This window comes from Algoriphagus antarcticus (assembly GCF_002150685.1).
In the GTDB taxonomy this organism is placed as follows: domain Bacteria; phylum Bacteroidota; class Bacteroidia; order Cytophagales; family Cyclobacteriaceae; genus Algoriphagus; species Algoriphagus antarcticus.
Genome location: NZ_MSSW01000008.1, coordinates 23,103 through 46,203 on the forward strand (window position 1 = coordinate 23,103; position 23,101 = coordinate 46,203).

Below are 23,101 nucleotides of genomic sequence, written 5' to 3' on the forward strand. Positions count from 1 at the left end.
CTATACTTATGAAGAACATATTGATTTTTGGCATATGCCTGCTTTTTGCGCAGCAGATCGCGACAGCACAAACGAGTGCTTACAAACCTGTAGAGGGAAAAATAATCACGGAATGGGCAGCTAAGGTTACTCCTGAAAACGTCCATCAGGAATATCCCAGACCTCAGATGACCCGTGAAAATTGGGTAAACCTGAACGGACTATGGGACTATGCGATCAAACCAAAAGGTCAGGCTGTTCCGTCTGCGTTTGATGGGGAAATTCTAGTGCCTTTCCCAATAGAATCAGCTCTTTCTGGCGTAGGTAAAACTGTGGGGAAAGACAATGAACTTTGGTATAATACCACTTTTTCTACCCCAAAGAAATCAAGTAAAGATCGCGCTTTACTTCATTTTGGAGCCTCTGACTGGGAAACTGAAGTTTATGTAAATGGTCAAAGTGTAGGAATACATAAGGGAGGTTATGATCCTTTTGATTTTGATATTACAGAGCATTTGAAATCTGGCAAAACTCAGAATCTGCAAGTGCGCGTCTGGGATCCAAGTGATGATGGCCCTCAGCCACGTGGCAAGCAGGTAAAGAATCCAAATAGTATTTGGTACACTCCCGTGACTGGAATCTGGCAAACGGTATGGTTGGAAACAGTGCCTGCTTCGTACATTTCCGGTTTGAGAAACGCCTCTGATATTCAATCCAAGCAAATTTTGGTAACACCAGAAGTAGCTGGAGCTACCTCTGGTCAGCAAATAAAAGTTTCTGCTTGGAAAGACGGGGCAATGCTCGACGAGCAAACTATAAGCCCATCTGAAACAGCCAAATTGACGATCAAAGACGCTGAACTTTGGGCTCCGGGGAATCCTGTTTTGTATGATCTGAAAGTAGAACTTGTTGATGGCAAAAAAGTAGTGGACGCTGTAGGAAGCTATGGGGCTTTGAGAGAAATCAGCATGGCTCCAGACAAAAACGGTATTCAGAGAATGATGCTTAATGGCAAATTTTTATTCCAATATGGCCCGCTTGATCAAGGCTGGTTTCCAGACGGATTGTACACCGCGCCTAGCCATGAAGCAATGGTTTTTGACATCCAAAAGACTCAAGAAATGGGTTTCAACATGATTAGAAAGCACGTCAAAGTGGAGCCGGCTACCTGGTATCATGCATGCGACAAGATGGGCATGCTAGTCTGGCAAGATATGCCGAGTGGTGATATGGGAAATGGCTGGGAGATGAAGCTGGGAGTTTTGGGAAGTGGATCAGACCGTGATCGAACTCCTGAGTCGGAGGCGATTTACAGAGAAGAATGGAAAGAGATCATGGATGATTTCTATAACTTCCCCTCAATCGTAGTTTGGGTGCCTTTCAACGAGGCTTGGGGCCAGTTTAAAACCATGGAAATCACCGAATGGACCAAAGATCACGATCCTTCAAGATTGGTGAATAGTGCCAGTGGAGGAAACTTTGAAATGGACGGAACCAAAATCACTGGAGACATCATCGATCTGCACAATTATCCAGATGCCAAAATGCCAGCTCCGGGAATTTACGGTAAAGAAAATATCCTTGTACTGGGTGAATTTGGTGGCTTGGGACTTCCAGTGGATGGACACGTTTGGCAGCAGAAAGACAACTGGGGCTATCAGAGTTTCAAAAATCAGGAGGAGTTATACAACCGATATGCTGGGCTGATGAGTAAACTAGAAGAATTGATTGACGCTGGCCTTTCAGCCGCAGTGTATACGCAGACTACCGATGTGGAAATAGAGACGAATGGGCTGATGACTTATGATAGAAAGGTCATCAAATTCGATGTATCTAAGATGAAAAGTATTCATGCACCTTTATATAATAAATGAGCAGAATGAAGAATCATTTCAATAAAATCCTTGGTGCAGTAGCGCTGGGGATTGTACTATATAGCTGCGAAAGCAAACCAAAAGAAGAATCAAAAGCTGAGGAGCCTGAGCAAGAGCAGGTTTTTGGCACAACATTTCAAAATAAAAAAGTGGAAACATACGAGATCAAAAATGTCAACGGCCTGAAAATGAACGTCACCAACTTCGGCGCAAGAGTTACCCAACTTTGGGTTCCGGACAAAGATGGAAATCTGGTGGATGTCGTTTTGGGTTTTGAAACCCTTGACGAATACCTCAACAGTGGAGAGAAATACTTCGGTGCAGCTATTGGTCGCTATGGCAACCGAATTGCAAATGGGAAATTCACGCTGGATGGTGAAGAATACACATTGCCAACCAACAATAATGGACAAACGCTACACGGCGGACCGGGTGGATTTGACTATGTGATTTGGGATGTAGAGAAGTCGGGAGAAAATGGCCTGATCTTCACATACACTTCGCCAGATGGAGAAGAAGGTTTCCCTGGAGAACTGAAAGTGAAAATGATCTATACGCTCACTGACGACAATGAATTTAAAGTCACTTACGAAGCTGAAACTGACAAGGCAACACCAGTTAATCTGACTCATCACTCATTTTTCAACTTAAATGGAGCAGGAAATGGAACTGTGCTGAACCACACGCTTAAATTGAATGCCAGCAAATACACTCCAGTGAATGAAGTACTGATCCCGACAGGTGAGACTCCAGCTGTGAAGGGAACTCCTTTCGACTTTACTACCGCTACCACAATCGGAGCGAGAATCGATCAGGAAAATGAGCAGTTGACCTTCGGTGGAGGTTATGACCACAACTGGGTATTGGACAAAACAGGAAATGACTTGACCCAAGCTGCTGTGATCTCATCGCCACAGACTGGAATCGAGATGGAAGTTTGGACTACCGAACCAGCTATACAGTTTTACAGCGGCAATTTCCTAGATGGAAGTACCACAGGAAAAGGCGGTAAGGTCTATGCGCTGAGATCTGCATTTTGCTTGGAAACACAGCATTATCCAGATTCACCGAATCAGCCGAATTTCCCTTCTACGGTCTTGAAGCCAGGCGAGAGATACAAACAGACCTGTGTGTATAAGTTTGGGCTAAATTAAATCTATTCTTAAAGCCTTTATGTTCAGCCATTTTGCAGAACATAAAAGGCTGTTTCTTAAAATAGTAAAATCTCACTTCGATTAACAGAACATTTAGGTTTAAATAATTGTGTCAAAAAGCCAATAGCAATTCGTCAAGTTCTAATTGGATTATATCCAGAATAAAATCATTTTTTTGGCTAAAAGGCCTTGCAAAGTGTTTTTTTTTATACTTTTCTGAACCCATCAAGGGTTTGATTGAGAAAGAAACCAAAGATTTCAATCAAATTTATTTTGAAACTTTCGCTTATGTCACTTCCAAAAAAAGAAAATTCAAATAACATATGCCCAACTTCATTTTCTTATATGAATTTGAGTGAAAGTGGAAAAGGGATATTTGAATTAATTGAAAATATATCTGGGATTGGGTTTTGGAAAGTCAATTTACAAACAGGAGAAAATCAATGGTCTGATAAATTTTATAAGATCTGTGGATTGGATCGCAAAAAAAATCCTCCAAGCACTGACCTTGGTATTTCCGTCATACATCCAGAGGATAGAAATAATGTCAGAGAAGCTTTAGAAGAAAGTATTGAAAAAGGGATTCCATATCAAGTGGAAAAAAGAATCTTATGGCCTTCGGGAGAAATTAGGCATGTGCTTTCGGAAGGGGTTATTGAATATGATGAAAAAGGGAAGCCTCATTTCTTAATAGGGACATTTAAAGATATTACTAATCTCAAAGGTAGGGAAAGCCAGTATGTTACTACATCCAGCGAGCTGGGTGATATATTAGATTACTCAATTGACCTGATTTTCTTGTTTGATGCCAATGGACTTATAGCTAAAGTTTCTGAAAGCGTACTAGAGACATTAGGATATTCTAAAAAGGAATTATTAGGAAAGCATTATGTAGATTTTTTGTATCCTCCAGATTTGGAAAAAACCAACGTCGCGTTTAAAAGCGTATTACAGGGTGAGAAAATCAGAAATTTCGAAATACGATTGATTGCCTCAAGTGGTAATCTCATCCACCTTAATTGGTCTGGTAATATAAAGCAAGGTACTAATCAGGTTTTGGGGATAGCGCGGGATGTTACTGAACTGGTAGAATTGAGAAAAAAACAGATAGAGGAAAAATTCAGAATTCAAACTATCCTAAACTCCTCTCCAGATTTAATTTGGAGCTTAGATAGAGATTTCAAGCTAGTTACTGCCAACAATGCTTTTTTTAAAAACATGCAAAAAGCATTGCATTGGGATATCAAATCTGGTGAAAATCTTTTATCCAATGAATTTTATGAACCTAAGCAGATCGAATTTTGGAAGTTCAATTATGAAAAAGCCCTAAAAGGTAAGAATGTAAAAATTGAGGTGAAAGAAGAATCAAAGCACCAAGATTTCTCTACATTCTTTGAAACAAAAATAACTCCTATAGAGGTAAATGGTGAGATTGTAGGTTTGGCTTGTTTTTCTAGAGATGTAACTGAAAAAAGAATTGCATCTGAAAAAATTAAAGTTGAAATCATGCAACTTCATAAAGGCCAAGAAATATCTAAAATTGGCTATTGGGAAAGTGATTTGGATACCAAAAGGGTTTTTTGGTCTGATGAGATGTATAAAATATGGGAGGTCAAAAAGAGTTCTCAGAATTTAGACTTTGATTTTTTCTTTCAGTCAATACATCCTGAAGACCGAAAGGAGTTTCTATATCATAAAAACAGGGCTTTGATTCAGGAAAAGAAATTGGATGTTGTTTATAGAATTATTCTTGAGGGGAATAGATTTAAATACATTCATGAAAAAGGAGAAATAATTCAAGATAAAAATGGAAAAATAAATTTATTCAGAGGAACTGCCCAGGAAATCACCAAAGAAAAAGAAATTGAAATTGAGCTCAGGGATAGAAATTTTTTTATAGAATCTACTCTCAACAATATCCCTATGGGAATAGCCGTCAACAAAATCAGTGATGGGGAAGCCACTTATATGAATAAAGCCTTTGAAGATATTTACGGATGGCCAAAATCCGAACTAGTTAGTGTAAATGATTTTTTTGAAAATGTCTATCCCAATCCAGAATACCGCAACTGGATAAAAACAAAGATTTCTGAGGATGTAAAAAGCGGGGTTCCAGAAAGGATGTCTTGGAAAGGAATAAAAATCAACACGAAGGACGGAAAGGAAAAAATAGTAAATGCAAAAAATATTCCTGTACCGGACTTGAATTTGATGATTTCAACTGTGTCTGATGACACTGACAGGTATTTGGCAGAGCAAGCTTTGAAAGTCAGCAATGATCGCTTTACACTAGCTTCAGAAGCGGTTTCAGATGCAATTTGGGATTGGGATTTGGAGAAAGACACCATCTTTTTAGGTCAGGGTTTTCAGAGACTTTTTGGATATCCAGTAAATCAAAATCAGGTTGATGGGAAATTATGGTCAAATAATATTCACCCAGATAATTTTGAAGAAATCCAAACTAGTATCCAGAAAGCGATACAAGATGCATCTCAGAAATATTGGTCAGGGGAATATCGCTTTAGAAAGAATGATGGTTTTTATGCTTTTGTAATTGAAAAGTCGATTATCATAAGAAACAAAAAAGGAGTAGCGGTCAGAATAGTTGGTGCAATTCAAGATATTACTCAAGAGAAGGAGAGAGAAAAGCATCTTAACCTTTTAGAATCAGTGGTTACAAATACGACAGATTCCATATTGATCACCAAAGCAGAACCAAGTGAAAAAGGTCATGAGATCATCTATTGTAATAAGGCATTTATAGAAATGACAGGATATCAACCGGAGGAGGTATTGGGTAAGACACCTAAAATTCTTCACGGTATAGGTTCAGACCAAGATGCCCTCAAGCGATTAGGCAAAAACCTGAGAAATTGGGAGAGTACTTCTGTAGAGGTGATTAATTATAGAAAAGATGGAACCCCATTTTGGGTCAATATAACAGTGATTCCTGTGGCAGATGAGAAAGGGTGGTACACGCACTGGATAGGTATACAGAGAGATGTTACTGAGCGTAAGAAAAAAGAACAGGAAGTCGAACTGACGAATGAAAACCTCAAGAAAGCAAATAGAGAATTACTGCTATCTAATCAAGATCTGGAGCAGTTTGCCTATGTGGCTTCTCATGATTTGCAAGAACCTCTTCGGATGATAAGCAGTTTCTTGGGTTTGATAGAAAAGCGCTACGATGCTGTTCTGGATGAGAAAGGGAAAAAATACATTCACTTTGCAATAGATGGTGCGAATAGAATGCGTGAGATAATTTTAGACCTATTGGAATTTTCTAAACTAGATAGTTTTAAAGAAGCTAAATCATGGGTTGAGTCAAAAGAAATCCTAGATACCTCTCTGCTTTTTTTGAAAAAAAATATTGATAAAACTGGACCTGTTTTTCATCTAGAGCACCTTCCAAAAGTCTATGGACACAAAAGTACTTTAATACAATTGTTCCAAAACATAATCTCAAATGCCATCAAATATCAGCCCGAGGGTCAAAAGCCGGAAATATGGATTACTGGCATTGAGTGCGATAATGAATGGGAGTTTTCGATCAAAGACAATGGCATTGGAATAGAACAAGAATACTTGGAAAAGATCTTTGTGATTTTTCAAAGATTGCATGTAAAAGGTACTTACACTGGGACAGGCATAGGCTTAGCTATCAGTAAGAAAATAATAGACCTTCACGAAGGTAGAATCTGGGCAGAATCTGAGCTGGGAGAGGGTACTAATTTTTACTTCACTTTGAAAAAACCAGCTAGTTCATGAAGAGAATAAAAATGTTGTTATTTAAATCCCCGGCAATTCTTGGGTTTTTAGTGTTTTTTGTCCTCTTGTGGTTTGGGTTTTTTCTTTCTCTAAGAGATTATCAAATAAACCAACTCGATGAAAATAATAAGGTAGCACAGGCTGCGGAACTCATTGAAAATAGGATACAAAGTGTAATATCTACGTCCAATACCTCAGTAAATATTTTGGCATATTTGGTTCAAACGAATAAGATTGAGCAAAACTTCGTTGAAATAGGCAAGAGCATCATAGATAATATTGAAATAATTGACCAAATACAATATTTAGATAGCGGGGTCATAGTGGCTACTTACCCATTAACTGGCAATGAATCCGTTATTGGATTTGATATCTTAGCTGATTCTGCCTCGTCTGAAGAGGCTACCATAGCAATAGAAAAAAAACAAATATTCTTTGCAGGCCCCGTTGCTTTAAAACAAGGCGGAGAAGCCATCATAGCGAGGCAGCCAATATTTGAAGACAATAATTTCATTGGATTTGCAGTAGTTATAATTAATTGGCAAAAATTCATAGACGAAGTTTTCAATGGCTTGCACAGTAATCCAGAATTTACAGTTGATTTATTCAAGCTTTCCCCTACTGGTGCAGTTGATAAATCTTTGCTCTTAAGTGATTTTACTTTAGCTAATGGCCCTATAAAGGAAATCAAAATCCCTGAAGGAAACTGGATTATTCATGTACAGCTCAACTCAAGCAAAGCGCTAAGTTCTATAGGCTTCCTTATTCTGCTGAGAGTATTGCTTGCCCTATTGCTTGGCTATTTAATATTTAATTTAGCTAACCAACCCAAAAAACTAGCTAAAAAAGTAAAGGAAACTACACGCAAGCTCAGGCTGAGTAATCAACGATTTAAACTGGCTACAAAAGCAACTTCAGAGGTGATTTGGGATTGGGATCTTGAGAAGAGTTATACTTTTCGTAGTGATAACTTCGATAAGCTTCTTGGATATTCGAGAAATGAAGATGTAACTAAAGATGAGTTTTGGAAATCAAAAATTCATCCAGAAGATCTAGCTACTGTTGAGAAGAATTTAAAAGATACCCTTTTGGGAAAGGAGGATAAATGGTCTCAAGAATTCAGATTTAAAAAAGCAGATGGAGAAGTACTTTATGTAATTGATAATGGGCTGATAATTCGGGATAAGGATGGTAAAGCAATCAGAATGATTGGCTCAACTCAAAACATTACAAAAAGAAAAAATGCAGAAATCGATCTTTACAACCAGAAGCAGAGGCTTTCTAATCTAATAGAAGGGACACAGGCTGGTACATGGGAATGGAATGTACAAACAGGTGAAACCATTCTAAATGAAACTTGGGCAAATATCATTGGGTATACTTTGAAAGAATTAGAACCAATCAGCATCCAAACTTGGATTGATTATTCTAATGCAGAGGACATGAAAGAATCCAATAAACTATTAAAAGATTATTTTGCCGGCAAAAGTAACTCCTACGAAGCTGAGTGCCGAATGAGGCATAAAAATGGAAATTGGGTTTGGGTATTAGATCGAGGAAAAGTTTTCTCTTGGACCCCGGATGGAAAGCCACTAATGATGTTTGGAACACATGTAGACATCACCGAGAAAAAACTGAGGGAAGAAGAAATCAAAACTGCAAACCTGAAACTACAATCGGCTAACGAAGAGCTAAAATCTTTTGCATCCGTGGCTTCTCATGATATGAAAGAACCATTGAGGATGATTAGTTCTTTCCTTCAGCTTTTGGAGAAAAAATATACACCAGTTTTGGATGAAAAGGGTCTCCAATACATCAATTTCGCAGTTAGTGGAGCAAAAAGACTGAGCTTTCTAATTGACGATATACTGGAGTATTCCCGTATTGGTTTTGATGCAAGTAAATTAGATCGAGTAAATCTCACTAGGTTGGTAGAAGAAGTAATTGTGCTCAAGAAGGATTTAATTGATGAAAAAAGGGCACAAATAAATGTGGGGGATTTACCGGAAATTTCAGGAATGGTGACACCTATTAAAAGTGTCTTTATCAACTTGATTTCCAATGCACTGAAATATCAAGAAAAAGGAAATATTCCAATAATTTCCATCTATTCTAAAAGTGTGGAAGGTTTCTGCCAAATCACTGTTGAAGACAATGGAATAGGAATTGATGAAGTATACTTTGATAAGGTTTTCAATGTATTCAGTCGCTTGCATGGTAAGGATGAATATTCTGGAACAGGAATTGGGCTTGCTGTATGCAAAAAAATAATAAGCCAGCATGGAGGGGAAATCTGGATAGAGTCTCCAGACAAAGGCTGTAAGTTTCATTTTACTCTCAAAGGATATGGCAATTCAACCAATTAATCTTTTGCTAGTTGAGGACAATGAAGGAGACATCGTGTTATTAACTGAAGCGTTGAGCGATGCCAAAATTGTACATAAGATCGATATAGCAAGAGACGGGGCCGAAGCAATAAATTTACTTAATAGGCTTGCTAAAACTAATTCTGATGATCTACCAGATTTGATTTTATTAGACATTAATCTTCCTAAAAAAAATGGGTACGAGGTAATCCCTTCTCTAAAAGAAAACTCTGCGTTGGGTAAAATCCCTTTGATTATTTTTACTACATCTTCTTCAGAGTTGGATATTATTAAAGCCAAAAATCTGGAAGCTTATTGCTATATTATCAAGCCCATCGAAATTGAGGAGTACGTGAAAGTGGTCAGTAAAATTGTGGAGTTTTGGTTATCAACACTTAAACTTCCAAATGAAGAGCGCAATGGCAAAAGATGAAGAGCATTACCATATTTTAGTAGTTGAGGACAACATTGGAGATTTTGTGCTGATAGAGGAATATCTCTTTGATTCACTTCTTAATTTAAACACCAAACATGCCGAAAGCTTCAAAGCTGCCAGCAATTATTTGGAAAATGCTGAATATCAATTTGACATTGTATTTCTCGATCTTTCACTTCCTGATAAATCTGGAGAAGAATTAGTGTTGGATATCATCAACAGAGCTGTAGGAATTCCAGTGGTAGTTTTGACAGGCTTTTCCAATTTGGAATTTGGAATCCGGTCTTTAGCATTGGGGGCTTCAGATTATTTGCTCAAAGATGATTTGTCTCCTGCGATCCTTTATAAAAGCTTGCTCTACAATATTCAACGGGTCAAATTTATTTCTGAACTGAAAGAATCCAGAAGTAAATTCTCCGACCTCTTCCAATTAAATCCCTCTCCCATTATTGTATATGATTTGGAAACTTTAAAAGTCTTAGATGTAAATCAAGCTACAATTTCAAAATATGGCTACACGAGGGAGGAATTATTATCCAAGAACTTATTTGATTTTCGCCCAAAAGAAGAAGCCGATAAATTACCACAAGCTGAAGAGGGGTTCTGGGAAAAAAATATTTCAAATGATCAGCGGATAACAAGACATATAAAAAAAAACGGAGAGATCATAGATGTAGAAATTAATCCTGCCATAGTCAAAATCAACAGCAAAGATGCCGGCTTAGTTTTAGTAAATGATATCACCGAAAATCTTAAATATATCAGGAAAATTGAAGAGCAAAATGACGCCTTTAAAGAGATAGCTTGGGTGCAATCACACGTGGTGAGAGCTCCCTTGGCAAGGCTGCTGGGATTGGTAAATCTATTGGAGGTTTCAGAAGATGAAGGTGAAAGTGAAACCAACGACCTACTTGAATACATCCAAGCTGCTGCTTTAGAATTAGATAAAATCGTCAGAGATATCAACGCGAAGGCAGAAAAGATTTCCAGTCGAGAATAGTCAAATAATGTGAGACTACTTCAAATTTAATTTATCACTCATCCTCCCCACCATATCTTCATAAACTGTCTCTGACCCTTCCAATTTGGTTTCTACGGATAGTTTGACTTTCTCCTAAGTAAGCTATCTCCTTTTTTATGAAATACTTTCTTATTGATAAAATAGCAGAGATATGCACTACCGGCACCGACCACAGCACCCACCAGTACATCACTGGGATAATGCACCCCCAAATCCATTCTTGAATATCCCACTGTCGAAGCCCACAAGAATGAAGGGGCGATAATGTACCATTTGGGATAACTGAGACTCAAAGTGGTAGCTGTGGCAAATGCCGCTGAGGTATGGCCAGAGGGAAAAGAGGGTGTATCGGGATCAAGCACATTCTCTATGAAAATATAAGTTTCGTAGGGTCTGGGTCTATTTACGCTGTATTTAAATGCGGTGTTGATAAAGGTGGAAACGAGGAGAGTTTCTGCAATAAATAAACCTTTTTGAGTGGTTTCTTTATTTTTTTCCAAGAGCCCTACAGATAGGATAATAACAGGCGTAGCTATGCTGATAGGAGTGACAGTGTTGCTGATAAATTGAAAAGAAGGATCCAGGTTCTCATTTCTGTTTAGATTGATATTTTTTAAAATATCGATATCAAGATTCTGAGAAAAGCCTGGAACTGAAACCGAAAGGAAGAGCAGTAAACTGATTAATTTTTTCATAGCTTTTTAGCAAAATCCCCTCCCAAGTAAAACTGAATAGTTGACAATTGTGATAGTATTACTTCTCTTCAGAGCTCATCATATACTCATACACAGTCTTAGATATTCCAGCTAATTGCTCCGTTCCGGTATCATAATCTTTTAGATTTTTGGAAAGTAAAACCAACACATATGAGCGACCATCTGGCAAATAGACGATCCCCGCATCATGGTGTAAGGCTGTGATTGCACCGGTTTTGTGAGCCACTTTAACGTTTTCAGGAAGATAAAAAGGGATGATCGTATTGAACTGCTGGTCCTTCATGATAGCAATCATCTGTTCACAATCAGTTTCGGTTCCAGCCGTTTTATCAGCGATAGCTTTCATTATGATCATGAGATCCTTGGCAGTTGTGGAGTTGCTCAATCCTAATTCATACGCTTTGGTATCCTCGACTCCTCTCAGAACTTCGATTTTGTCAGCGCCCAACTCCCGCATGGTTGCAGTTACATTTTTGGCTCCAACTAACTCTATCAATACATTGGTGACCAAATTGCTACTCACCGTAATCATGCTGTACATCAAGTCTCTCAGGGCTACCGTAGTACCGATCTTGCTATAAATCACATCGTCGCTATCCATTCCAATGTCCATGCTGTAAAGACTACTATCGACTATACTTTTGAATTCATTTTTCAGCAGAATCGAATCGTCGAGATTTATTTTTCCTTCCTTGGCTTGCTTGAAGAGCTCGATCATTACCGGCACTTTCATCGTGCTAGCGGCATGCAATTCCTCGCCTGCTTTGATCAGCAAACTGTCATTAGGTTCTGACAAATTGTAAAAAGCTACCGCTACATCTCCTTGGATTGAATCCATTTGCGACTGGACGGTGGTTTGCAAATCGGCTATTCTGGTGGATTTTTCTTGGCAAGAAAACAGAAAAGCAAAAGCAATTAAAAGGGAAATGATAGTCTTGATTGGATGCATATTAATGAGCTTGAGAGTCTATGGAATTGCTTTCCTGTCAAGGTTAGCATTAAAGTCTGAAAAATCGAAGTATTCAATTCTAATTAAACCTCTGTTTTACTAAATTTCTAAAAGCACTAGTTCTAGTTCTTTTATTTTTGCGAAGCCCTTATCTGCTGTAACTCGAGGTATTTCATATAATAAGGAAGTCGAAGCAATGATAGCATCTGGTAATTTGATGTTATAATTTCGTTTCAGATGAATTGTAAGATCATTGATTCTAGCTTTTCATTTCACTAGAAAGCAATCTTTTACTAAGGCATTAAGCAAAATTTCTTCCGTCTCCAAAATTCCTTTATATCCTAGTAACTCAACTTCTGAAATAAATGAAATGCCAAAATTGTATTCTAAAAATGGCTTTACAAACTCATTTCCTTCATGGATATAAATCAAAAAATTGGTTTCAGCAATAAAATCAAACTTCACTTTCTCTTACTTCCAATTGATATTCCAACCCATCCAGATCACGCTTGAGCTTCCCAAAATGCTTTGAGAGATTGCCAGATTAGGGCGATTTCTTCAGTTTCTTTTGAAGAATTTCTGCAATATTTTTTGCATTTGACTTGTCAATGGATCCTCCACTTCCACTTCGAATTGTTGACTTCAAGCCTCGGAAATTGATGCATTGGTTTTCAAGGGAATTTAATGGATACTTCCCATTTGAGATTAGTTTACCAAGAGTAAGGTGGCTTGAAAATCTACAGAGAGGAAGAAATTCTTTGTTTCCAGAAGCTTTTTTGATTTTTAGCCAGCAAATCCAATCAATCCTCACCATTTTTACTTTACTCAAACTAAAAACCACCACTAAAAATGAAATCCAAATTTCCCTTCTTACTAGCACTTGCTTTTTTCTGCTTGATTTCCCTTCATGCGCTGGCAAGCGTGGACACAGTCGCAACTTTCAGCTCAGCTATGCAAAAAGAAATCAAGGCAGTGGTAATTACGCCCAAAGATTATAGCGAATCCAAGGATTACCCGGTGGTTTATTTGCTCCATGGCTATTCGGGAGACTACAAGGCGTGGCTAGGCCAAGTTCCACTATTAGAGTCTTACGCAGATCAGTATGGGATGATCATCGTGACGCCTGACGGAAACTTTGGAAGCTGGTACTGGGACAGTCCGGAAGTTGAGAATTCCAAGTATGAGACCTATGTAGGAAAAGAATTGATAGAATTTGTCGACAAAGAATACAGCACTATTCAGAGTCGAGAAGGTAGGGCGATTACCGGCTTAAGTATGGGCGGACATGGTGCGCTTTATCTCGCATTTCGCCATCAAGATACTTTTGGAACTGCCGGAAGTCTGAGTGGCGGTGTGGATATCGGACCATTTCCAGAAAACTGGGAGATGAAAAAGTACCTAGGCACCAAAGCCCAAAATCCCGAGCGCTGGGAAGAATACTCAGTGATGTATCAAAGCAATAGATTAATCCCAAATAGATTAGCACTGATCATCAGTTGCGGCACAGAGGACTTCTTCTACGACGTCAATGTGAAGCTCCACGAAAAACTAGCCTATAACAACATCCCTCATTCATTTATGAGTGGTCCGGGAGGTCATACTTGGGAGTATTGGGCTGACGCGGTGCAGTATCAACTATTGTTTTTTCATCAATATTTTGAAAAAGGGAAATAGCATCTTCCATGCTCTGGGTCTGTAAATGATTTTAGTATCCTATCTATGAGATAGATTCAAAATTGCTTCGTGGCTTTAAAGCTCCTTTTGATGGTTCAATTTGTATCTTTAAAAACAACTCAGAAGTTAGCTAGCCTGAAAACGCTGAGTTTTCAACTTAAACCTAACCTTACACAATGCTTCACCGCCGAGATTTCATAAAGCAGACTGGACTTGCCGTCTCAGCTGCCAGTTTTGGACTAGCTAGTTTCAATGTCCCCAAGGCAAAAAATTACAAAATGGGACTTCAGCTTTATACTATTAGAGCCCCCATGGCTGAGGACCCTATAAAAGCGCTGAAAACTATTGCAGGTTTTGGCTATCAGGACACCGAAACTTACGGATATGATGGGCAATCACAGCAATTCTATGGAATGCCTGCGGCAGATTTCAAGAAAGTTTTGGAGGACAATTCGCTGGAAAGTACCAGCGGTCATTATGACTTTACCAAGTATTTCAACGGATCTAATGAAGAGCTTTTGCGGTACACAGATCAAAGCATAGCCGGAGCTCATGCTCTTGGTCAAAAATACATTACTTGGCCTTGGCTAGATCCTGAGTCTCGCTCTATTGAAAAGTTTAAATCCTTAGTAGATAAGCTAAATATAATCGGCGAGCGTGTGAATAAAGCCGGACTTGGTTTTGCATACCACAACCATGATTTTGAGTTTATTGATCACAATGGAGAGATTGGCTATGACATCATTTTGCAGAATACAGATCCAGAATTAGTCAAACTTCAAATAGATCTCTACTGGATAGCACATAGCTCTCCATATACTGCGCATGAGCTTTTCCTGAAATCTCCCGGCAGATTTGTGATGTGGCATATCAAAGACATGGATAAAATTAGCAGAGACTACACGGAAATGGGAAATGGATCAATCGATTATACTAAAATCATCCCAGACGCTTCTCTCTCTGGAATGGAATATTACTACATCGAACAGGGTGGCAATTTTGCCCAAAACCCTATCCAAAGTGTAAAAGAAAGTGCTGAATACTTCAAAAAGAACTTGATCCATTTGTTTGCCTAATCAACTTAGCAAACATTTCTCCAGTGATAACCAGTCCTAGTAGTTGACACTTCACTTTGTGGAAACAACACCCTAGCATAGCACACTAATCCACCAACGGTGCGGAAATCACAGTTCTAAGCAATAATTTTAAATACTAAATAAACCAAATATGAAAAAGAGATACTTATTAGGCATGGGTCTGATGCTGCTTTTCGGCAGCAATGTCCAAGCTCAAGATGAGGTGATTGATAAGATCATTAAAGAAGAAACTGAGAACTCACAGCTGAAGCAGATCGGACATGAATTGATGGATGGTATCGGGCCGAGATTGGTTGGGACTCCTCAAATGAAGAAAGCGCACGATTGGGCCGTAGCCAAATATAAAGGTTGGGGAATCGAAGCTCGCAATGAGCAATGGGGCGAATGGAGAGGCTGGGAAAGAGGAATCACGCACATCGATATGGTGGCTCCTTGGACTAGATCTCTTGCAGGCATGCAACTCGCTTGGAGCCCTTCTTCACCAAAAGGCGGAGCTCAAGGTGAAGTCGTTATGATTCCTGAGTTGGCAGATTCTGCTGCTTTCGCAAAATGGCTTCCCTCTGTAAAAGGCAAGTATGTAATGATTTCAGCTCCTCAGGTGACTGGTCGACCAGATTACAATTGGGAGGAATTCGCTACAGAAGAGTCTTTCTCAAAAATGAAAGAAGAGCGTACGGCTTCTGGCAGAGCTTGGAATGAAAGACTTCAGAAAACAGGTAAAGGACGTAGAGATTTACCAACAGCTCTGGAAGATGCAGGCGCTCTAGGAATCATTACTTCTTACTGGTCTCAAGGATTCGGAGCTAACAAGATTTTCTCTGCATCTACCAAAAAAGTACCAACTGTAGATCTTTCACTAGAGGACTACGGATTACTTTTCAGATTGGTTGAAGGTGGTGAGAAGCCGGTGATCAACCTAAATGCACAATCCAAGGAGAATGGCATGGTGCCAACATTCAATACCATCGCTGAAATAAAAGGAACTGAGAAGCCTGATGAATATGTGGTGCTATCTGCACACTTCGATTCTTGGGATGGCGGTACTGGTGCAACTGACAACGGCACAGGTACCATCATGATGATGGAAGTGATGCGCGTTTTGAAAGAAGTATATCCAAATCCAAAGAGAACAATCTTGGTAGGACACTGGGGTTCTGAAGAGCAAGGATTGAATGGTTCTAGAGCATTCGTAGAAGATCATCCAGAAATGATGCCTAAGATTCAAGCCCTTTTCAACCAGGACAACGGAACTGGTCGTGTAGCCAATGTATCAGGACAGGGCTTCGTGGATAGCTACGAATATCTAGGCAGATGGATGTCTAAAGTTCCTCGTGAAATCACCAAAGACATCGAAACCAGCTTCCCTGGCAATCCAGGAGGTGGTGGATCTGACTATGCTTCCTTCGTAGCAGCTGGCGTCCCTGCATTTTCTTTGAGCTCATTGAGCTGGTCTTACTATAACTATACTTGGCACACCAACTTGGATACGTATGACAAAATCATCTTTGACGATGTACAAAACAATGTGATCATGGCAGCTATTATGGTGTACATGGCAAGTGAAGAAGAAGGAATGGTTTCTAAGGAAGTAAGAATTCCTATCGGAAGAAATGGCGAGCCTACAGAATGGCCTGCTGTACGCTCTCCTACTAGAAAAGGTGGCGTAGAGTAATCATATGCCTCATGCTATATTATCAAAGCCACGGGGAAAATTCCGTGGCTTTTTTTCATTTGAACATTTTTTGAATCAACACGTCGCTTACATTGCGTGAATAATCACGCCAAACAGCATCATAAATAATGAGAACAACTTTAGATATTCCATCTGAATTACTAGACGAAATAATGGAGCTAACAGGAGCAGCTACAAAAAACCAAGCCGTCAGAGAAGTACTGGAAGAGCAGATTAAATTGATCAAACGAAAACGGCTCCTGAGTATGAAAGGGACTATCGACTTGGATTTAGATCTTGATAGGTTAAGAGAGAGGGATTCATGAACAAATATCGAGTACTAGTAGATAGTTCAGTATGAATTCAATATTTCAAGTTTGGTAATATTGAGTATCTAGATAACCTTATTAAAAATGATGTATTCTGCACCAGGTTTTTGAAATATGAATTAATCCAGCCTTAATCCCACAGCTATTTTTTTAATTATTGTGATTATACGGAATCTTGCCAGTTGAAAATTTAAAGGGTTAAAAATTCAAAGTCACCTTGAATTCTGGTTTACTTCGATCATCGGTAATCGGAGTTACAACCCATTGACCAAAGAGAATTCGCTTACAGGCAAAAAAGCGTACATACATAATAATTATAAAGCACTTTGCCCTCTCATTAGTGCAATAGCTAAAGGTTTCGTAAATTCCTGACAAATCCCCTTGTCATGTACAGATTCCTCACACTCTTACTTTTGGCTTTTGTTTCCTTCCAGACCAACATAATTGCCCAGCAGAAGATACTCAAAGAAGCGTTTGAGAGAGCCGAAAAAGAAGGGTTTTCTGGGGTGATTCTCGTTGCAGAAAATGGAAAAATACTCTTCGAAGAAGCAATAGGAATGCGGACATACGAAAACCGCATTTTGCTGCATGAAGATGATATCTTCGAATTAGCATCAGTTTCTAAGCAATTCACTGCCATGATGGTGATGATGTGCGAGGAAAAAGGGCTATTGAATTTTGACGAGCCACTTTCAAAATACATAGAAACTCCCTACCCGGGAATCACAATTCGAAATCTGCTCACCCATACTAGTGGTCTTCCAGATTATCAGGCCGTCATGGACGAGCATTGGGACAAAAGCAAAGTGGCAGGGAATCCGGATATTCTCGAATACCTGAGAGAATATGCTCCTGTCAAATCATTTGAACCAGGCGACCAATACGAATACAGCAATACTGGCTATGTTTTGCTTGCTAGCATTGTGGAAAAAGCCACTGGAAAAGATTTTGTAGATCTGATTCGGGAATGGATATTTCACCCATTGAAAATGAAAAGTACAGACATTCGATCCTTGGAGGAAAAAGCGAAGGTTCAGACTTTTGCCGCAGGCCACCTAAAAGATGAAAATGGCAAGTATGTCAATGCCAATACTTTCCACTCTTCTGATTACACCGTATGGCTGGGCAACAGAAAAGGCCCGGGAAGAGTCAGCAGCAATGCCGAAGATCTGCTGAAATGGGATCAGGCTCTTTACTCCAACAAATTGGTCTCAAAGGAAACACTAGATGAGGCTTTTACACCTTTTAGGCTGAATGATGAAAGAAGAAGCTACTATGGATTTGGCTGGGAGATCGAGCCCAAAAGTCCCTTCGGAAAAATGGTCATGCATACCGGTGATAATCCCGGCTACAAAACCATCATCGTTCGCTTCATCGAAGAAAACAAAACGATCATTATCCTGAATAACAATGCTCATCCAGACCTGATGAGAATCGTAGAGGCGGCCACTCTTTCGTTGGGAAAATGGTAAAGAGATTTGAAATTGGAAGATTTCAAAATTGACAAAATTAAAGAAATCTAAGCCTCAAGTTGATTTATAACCTCCACAGCTGTCTCTAGCCTTTTCTTTCGATCTCCGCAAATAATCGAGTACGGAAAGTCGCTATCCTTTGCTAATTGAAGGTACTTTTTGAAAAAATACTGTCGCATCTCCAACTCGGGATATTCTCGTTGAGGATCTGGCGCCCAAGGCAAATCTGTATTCGTAAGCAAGATCAAATCATAGGTCCTTTTGCCTATTTGTTCCATTACCCAAGGATCTGTTTTCCCAAATCTATGCTCTGACCAAATGTGGATAACTCGCAGATCTGTGTCGCAAAAAAGATAATTGTTCGCATTTTCAGCGATAGCATCTTCCAAAGCAACCTGTCCTTTCCCGATTTCGATCATATCCTCATAGCGGTATTCTCTACCCAAATTCTCAAGGTACTCTCTCGCATACTCAGGCACCCAAGGCTCTCCAAAATATTTGGCTAGATCTTCGGCTAAGGTACTTTTCCCTGTGGATTCTGGGCCAAGGATTAAAATTCGTTTTGGGTTTGACATTTTTTATTAATTCGGTTTTAACCACAGAGGCCACAGAGATTATCGCGGAGGAACACAGAGTGATATTTCAATTATGTTAGTGAACAAAGATTGAAGTTCAATTTCGTTTATTCGTCGTTAAGTGTCAGGCTGAGCGTCCCATATAGCTATCGGGATCGAAGCCCTACTTACTGCTCTTCGTTCAACTCTATACTAATACCACTTCATGTTTATTTTTCCTCGCTGATTTGATCCATGCAATTAATCCCATAATTGCTAAAATAGTGAAGAATAGGTACTGAAAAGATGTCAATACTAACCCTTTGTAAAAATAGAGTGGTACAGCTACTACATCCGTCAAAATCCAGAATATCCAGTTTTCCACTTTCTTTTTAGCCATCAGCCACATTCCTACAAATGCTGAAGCTGTCGTAAACGAATCCCAATAAGGCACATCGCTATCCGTGAAATTGACCAGCACGTAAGACAAAATAATGTAGGATGCGACGAAAATACCGATAGATACTGCCCAGCCACTCGCCTTCAGCCAGGTGACAGGTAATTCAGCTTTCCCTTCTTTGGGATGAGTCCACACATACCAGCCATAAATCGACATACTGAAGTAGTAGGCGTTAATCCCCATATCCGCGTAAAGCTTGTATTGTAGACAAATCCAAACGTAAATCAGTGTGGAAATAATCCCGGTGGGATACACCCAGATATTTTCCCTCATGGAATAAAACACCGATGCAATTCCTAAAAATACCGCGAAAGCCTCTAGCCAAGTCATATTCTGAAGGCCTTCAGCCAATCCGTCTAGCAGGTATTGTAATTCCATATTGCGAAGAAAAGAATTAAAATTGAAAGTACTTGTCCGCGGTTGCGAATTGGAAAATCTGCGTATATCAAGGTTCTCATGATTGCCTTGTATTCTCGAAATTCGACTACACAAAGGAACCTTTCGAACGAAAATAGGAGAACCTGACAACATTAAATAAACAACCTTACCAACTTTTTCCAGACTTTGGCTGTTCCTTTCGTAACTTTGCCAGCTATGACTTTGAGCACTTTATCCGCTAAAACAGACATCGACTCCCTCGATCCCAAGGAATACATTATCATCAAAAATGCCCGGGTGAATAACCTAAAAAGCCTGAGCGTCGCGATTCCCCGAAATAAATTTGTAGTGATTACCGGACTTTCAGGTTCTGGTAAATCTTCTCTTGCATTCGATACACTTTTCGCCGAAGGCCAACGGATGTATGTGGAAAGCCTCAGTTCCTATGCACGGCAGTTCCTCGGCAGGATGGAAAAACCTGACGTAGAATACATCAAAGGCGTGGCTCCGGCGATCGCAATCCAGCAAAAAGTCAACACCAAAAATCCTAGATCAACAGTCGGAACGACCACAGAGATCTATGATTACCTGAAGCTACTTTTCTCCAGAGTGGGGAAAACCATCTCGCCAATTTCTGGCAAGGAGGTAAAACACCATACTGTCACAGACATCGTGGACTACGTCCAGTCTTTTGAAGAAGGATCAAAAGTCATGATTTCTTGTCCCTTGCAAATCGAGCGTGGAAGGAAGATCAATCAGGAGCTTGAATTGCTTTTGCAAAAGGGCTATACCCGGATTTTGATCGATGATGAAGCATACTTTGTAGAAGATTTGCTGCAGGAAAAAAAGATCCCAAAAGGGCACTATGAGATCCTAATCGACCGCGTTGCAGTTCACAAAGAAGATGAGGACAATCAGTTCCGAATTGCCGATTCCGTGCAAACGGCACTTTTCGAAGGTCACGGAGATTGCAAAATCACCATACCCGAAAAAGAAACCAAGAGTTTTTCTGATCGCTTCGAACTCGATGGCATGCAATTCGAAATTCCCACTGTCAACTTTTTCTCGTTCAACAATCCATACGGTGCTTGCCGAACCTGCGAAGGCTTTGGAAATGTGCTTGGAATAGACCCTGATCTGGTCATTCCTGAAAAAGATCTTTCAGTTTACGAAGGAGCAATTGCTCCTTGGCGGGGAGAATCTTCCCGCAGCTGGTTGGAGCCTTTGTTGAAAAAAGGAATAGAGTTTGACTTTCCAATTCACAGAGCTTACGAGGATCTGAATGAAAAGGAAAAAGCACTCCTTTGGACTGGGAATAAATATTTCAAAGGCTTGGAGGCTTTTTTCCAAGATCTGGAAAGCAAAACATATAAGATTCAATATCGCGTGATGCTCTCACGTTTTCGTGGTCGCACGACTTGCCCGGATTGTAAGGGAACACGCTTACGCAAAGATGCCTCATACGTCAAAATTGCCGACAAATCCGTCATTGACATTGTATTGATGCCGATTGATGAAGCTTTGCCATTTTTCAATACGCTGGAACTTCCTCCACATCAGGCAAAAATTGCTAATCGACTGCTGAAAGAAGTCCAGAGTCGTTTGGAATATATGGATCAGGTTGGCTTGGGTTATTTGACCTTAAATCGCTTGACTTCCTCACTTTCCGGAGGAGAATTTCAGCGAATTAAATTGGCTACTTCTTTGGGTTCGGCGCTGGTAGGTTCCATGTATATTCTGGATGAGCCAAGTATTGGTCTTCACCCTAGAGATACGGATCGATTGGTGGATGTGCTGAAATCTCTTCGTGACATGGGCAACACCGTGATCGTAGTAGAGCACGAGGAAAAAGTGATGAAAGCTGCCGATCAGATCATCGACATTGGGCCGGATGCAGGTGTTCATGGCGGAGAATTACTTTTCCAAGGTTCTATTGAAGAACTGATGACTTCAGCACAGACTCACACTGCCAAATATTTGCGAGGTGAAGAGTTGATTTTCAAAAAAGATGGAAATCGAAAGTGGAAAGACGCTATCAAAGTCAAAGGTGCTAGAGAAAACAACCTGAAAAATATTTCTGTCAAATTCCCACTGAACACACTTACAGTTGTGACTGGTGTTTCAGGTTCTGGAAAGTCAACGTTGATCAAGAAAGTGCTTTATCCAGCTTTGGGCAAAATGCTGGGAACGGTCATCGATGAAAGCGGAAAATATGACAAGATCGAAGGTGACTATAAATCTATCTCTCAGGTGGAATTTGTAGATCAAAACCCTATCGGAAAGTCTTCCCGCTCCAATCCTGTCACGTATGTGAAGGCTTATGATGCGATCAGAACGCTTTTCTCTGAGCAAACAATATCTAAGCAGCGAGGCTACAAACCAGCGTTTTTCTCATTTAACGTGGACGGAGGCCGATGTGAAAACTGTGCCGGCGAGGGAATCACGACTGTAGAGATGCAGTTCATGGCAGATATCCACCTGACTTGTGAATCCTGCAAAGGCAAGCGATTCAAGAACGAGATTCTGGATGTGAAGTATAAGGACAAAGATATCTCGGATGTGTTGCATATGACCATCGATGAAGCGTTGGATTTCTTTAAAGGAAAAACTCAAATCATCAATAAACTACAACCCCTTCAGGAAGTAGGCTTGGGCTATATTGGCATGGGTCAAAGCTCCAATACGCTTTCTGGCGGTGAGGCACAGCGAGTGAAACTGGCTTCCTTCTTAGGAAAAGGCGGTACCAAACACGGTGATCACATTCTCTTTATCTTCGATGAACCTACCACCGGACTTCACTTCCACGACATCAAAAAACTCCTCCACTCCATCAATGCGCTGATCGATCAAGGTCACTCAGTAATTATCATCGAGCATAATACCGAAGTGATCAAATCTGCAGATTGGGTGATAGACTTAGGACCTGAAGGCGGAAATAAAGGCGGTTATCTGACTTTCGAAGGTACCCCAGAGGATATGATGAAGGAAGAGGGGAATTATACTGCGAAGTACTTGAGGGAGGCTTTTGTGTAAGTCTCTCGCCAAGGCGCAACGGCGCAAAGGTTCATCGTCATTGCGAGTCTTGAAAATTCAGAAAATATACAAAAAGGAGATGACAGGGTTACTGTTTTAGCTATGGTTTTCAGAATTAAATGCTGAAATTTTTCAAATCTCAAAATATAATACACTCTGTCATAGGTAG

17 protein-coding genes are annotated in these 23,101 nt (G+C 39.8%); 12 read left to right on the forward strand and 5 right to left on the reverse strand.

All coding sequences use genetic code 11. The features are described 5' to 3' along the window. Positions 1 to 8: 8 nt before the first annotated feature. The 6 genes from BVH04_RS04550 (at position 9) to BVH04_RS04580 (ending at position 10,577) form a co-directional block, all read left to right on the forward strand. Positions 9 to 1,853, forward strand: coding sequence for a glycoside hydrolase family 2 protein (locus BVH04_RS04550; RefSeq protein ID WP_086540147.1), 1,845 nt, complete (start codon positions 9 to 11; stop codon positions 1,851 to 1,853). Between the two features lie 5 nt (positions 1,854 to 1,858). Beyond that, entirely contained in the window at positions 1,859 to 3,007 is a 1,149-nt protein-coding gene (locus BVH04_RS04555) for an aldose epimerase family protein (RefSeq protein WP_086540274.1), read from the forward strand. Between the two features lie 288 nt (positions 3,008 to 3,295). Next, positions 3,296 to 6,775, forward strand: coding sequence for a PAS domain-containing sensor histidine kinase (locus BVH04_RS04565; protein ID WP_086540149.1), 3,480 nt, complete (start codon positions 3,296 to 3,298; stop codon positions 6,773 to 6,775). Beyond that, entirely contained in the window at positions 6,772 to 9,141 is a 2,370-nt protein-coding gene (locus tag BVH04_RS04570; RefSeq protein ID WP_086540150.1) for a PAS domain-containing protein, read from the forward strand. Before BVH04_RS04565 ends, BVH04_RS04570 begins: the two co-directional genes overlap by 4 nt. Then, the gene (locus tag BVH04_RS04575) at positions 9,122 to 9,574 is read left to right on the forward strand and encodes a response regulator (RefSeq protein ID WP_240510829.1); all 453 of its coding nucleotides are present in this window, start codon (positions 9,122 to 9,124) and stop codon (positions 9,572 to 9,574) included. The genes BVH04_RS04570 and BVH04_RS04575 overlap by 20 nt, the downstream gene beginning before the upstream one ends. Further along, on the forward strand, positions 9,549 to 10,577 hold the full coding sequence (locus tag BVH04_RS04580) for a PAS domain S-box protein (protein WP_240510830.1): 1,029 nt from the start codon (positions 9,549 to 9,551) through the stop codon (positions 10,575 to 10,577). The genes BVH04_RS04575 and BVH04_RS04580 overlap by 26 nt, the downstream gene beginning before the upstream one ends. Before the next feature lie 92 nt (positions 10,578 to 10,669). Here the strand turns inward: BVH04_RS04580 and BVH04_RS04585 are convergent, their stop codons facing one another. The 3 genes from BVH04_RS04585 to BVH04_RS26580 form a co-directional block, all read right to left on the reverse strand. After that, positions 10,670 to 11,293, reverse strand: coding sequence for a phosphatase PAP2 family protein (locus BVH04_RS04585; protein WP_086540152.1), 624 nt, complete (start codon positions 11,291 to 11,293; stop codon positions 10,670 to 10,672). A gap of 58 nt (positions 11,294 to 11,351) precedes the next feature. Continuing rightward, positions 11,352 to 12,263, reverse strand: a complete 912-nt coding sequence (locus tag BVH04_RS04590) for a serine hydrolase (RefSeq protein WP_086540153.1) — start codon at positions 12,261 to 12,263, stop codon at positions 11,352 to 11,354. Between the two features lie 99 nt (positions 12,264 to 12,362). Continuing rightward, the gene (locus tag BVH04_RS26580; protein WP_116116502.1) at positions 12,363 to 12,521 is read right to left on the reverse strand and encodes a PIN domain-containing protein; all 159 of its coding nucleotides are present in this window, start codon (positions 12,519 to 12,521) and stop codon (positions 12,363 to 12,365) included. Between the two features lie 591 nt (positions 12,522 to 13,112). Between BVH04_RS26580 and BVH04_RS04605 the strand changes: the two genes are divergently transcribed. The 5 genes from BVH04_RS04605 to BVH04_RS04625 all read left to right on the forward strand — a co-directional run bounded on the left by BVH04_RS04605 (position 13,113) and on the right by BVH04_RS04625 (position 18,507). Next, on the forward strand, positions 13,113 to 13,937 hold the full coding sequence (locus BVH04_RS04605; protein ID WP_086540156.1) for an alpha/beta hydrolase: 825 nt from the start codon (positions 13,113 to 13,115) through the stop codon (positions 13,935 to 13,937). A 176-nt stretch (positions 13,938 to 14,113) separates the two neighbouring features. Next, positions 14,114 to 15,013, forward strand: coding sequence for a sugar phosphate isomerase/epimerase family protein (locus tag BVH04_RS04610; RefSeq protein WP_205635787.1), 900 nt, complete (start codon positions 14,114 to 14,116; stop codon positions 15,011 to 15,013). A 151-nt stretch (positions 15,014 to 15,164) separates the two neighbouring features. Further along, the gene (locus BVH04_RS04615; RefSeq protein WP_086540157.1) at positions 15,165 to 16,706 is read left to right on the forward strand and encodes a M20/M25/M40 family metallo-hydrolase; all 1,542 of its coding nucleotides are present in this window, start codon (positions 15,165 to 15,167) and stop codon (positions 16,704 to 16,706) included. A 128-nt stretch (positions 16,707 to 16,834) separates the two neighbouring features. Beyond that, complete coding sequence (locus tag BVH04_RS04620; RefSeq protein WP_086540158.1) at positions 16,835 to 17,032, forward strand: type II toxin-antitoxin system VapB family antitoxin; 198 nt, start codon at positions 16,835 to 16,837, stop codon at positions 17,030 to 17,032. A 389-nt stretch (positions 17,033 to 17,421) separates the two neighbouring features. Further along, positions 17,422 to 18,507: a serine hydrolase domain-containing protein gene (locus BVH04_RS04625; protein ID WP_086540159.1), complete on the forward strand. Its 1,086-nt coding sequence runs from the start codon at positions 17,422 to 17,424 to the stop codon at positions 18,505 to 18,507. 47 nt (positions 18,508 to 18,554) lie between these two features. On the opposite strand, the gene BVH04_RS04630 is transcribed toward BVH04_RS04625, so the two are convergent. Together BVH04_RS04630 and pnuC are read right to left on the reverse strand one after the other, a co-directional pair. Beyond that, positions 18,555 to 19,082: an AAA family ATPase gene (locus tag BVH04_RS04630; RefSeq protein WP_086540160.1), complete on the reverse strand. Its 528-nt coding sequence runs from the start codon at positions 19,080 to 19,082 to the stop codon at positions 18,555 to 18,557. 187 nt (positions 19,083 to 19,269) lie between these two features. Then, positions 19,270 to 19,899: a nicotinamide riboside transporter PnuC gene (gene pnuC, locus BVH04_RS04635; RefSeq protein WP_086540161.1), complete on the reverse strand. Its 630-nt coding sequence runs from the start codon at positions 19,897 to 19,899 to the stop codon at positions 19,270 to 19,272. Positions 19,900 to 20,115: 216 nt separating this feature from the next. Between pnuC and uvrA the strand changes: the two genes are divergently transcribed. After that, complete coding sequence (gene uvrA / locus BVH04_RS04640; RefSeq protein WP_086540162.1) at positions 20,116 to 22,932, forward strand: excinuclease ABC subunit UvrA; 2,817 nt, start codon at positions 20,116 to 20,118, stop codon at positions 22,930 to 22,932. Positions 22,933 to 23,101 lie beyond the last annotated feature (169 nt).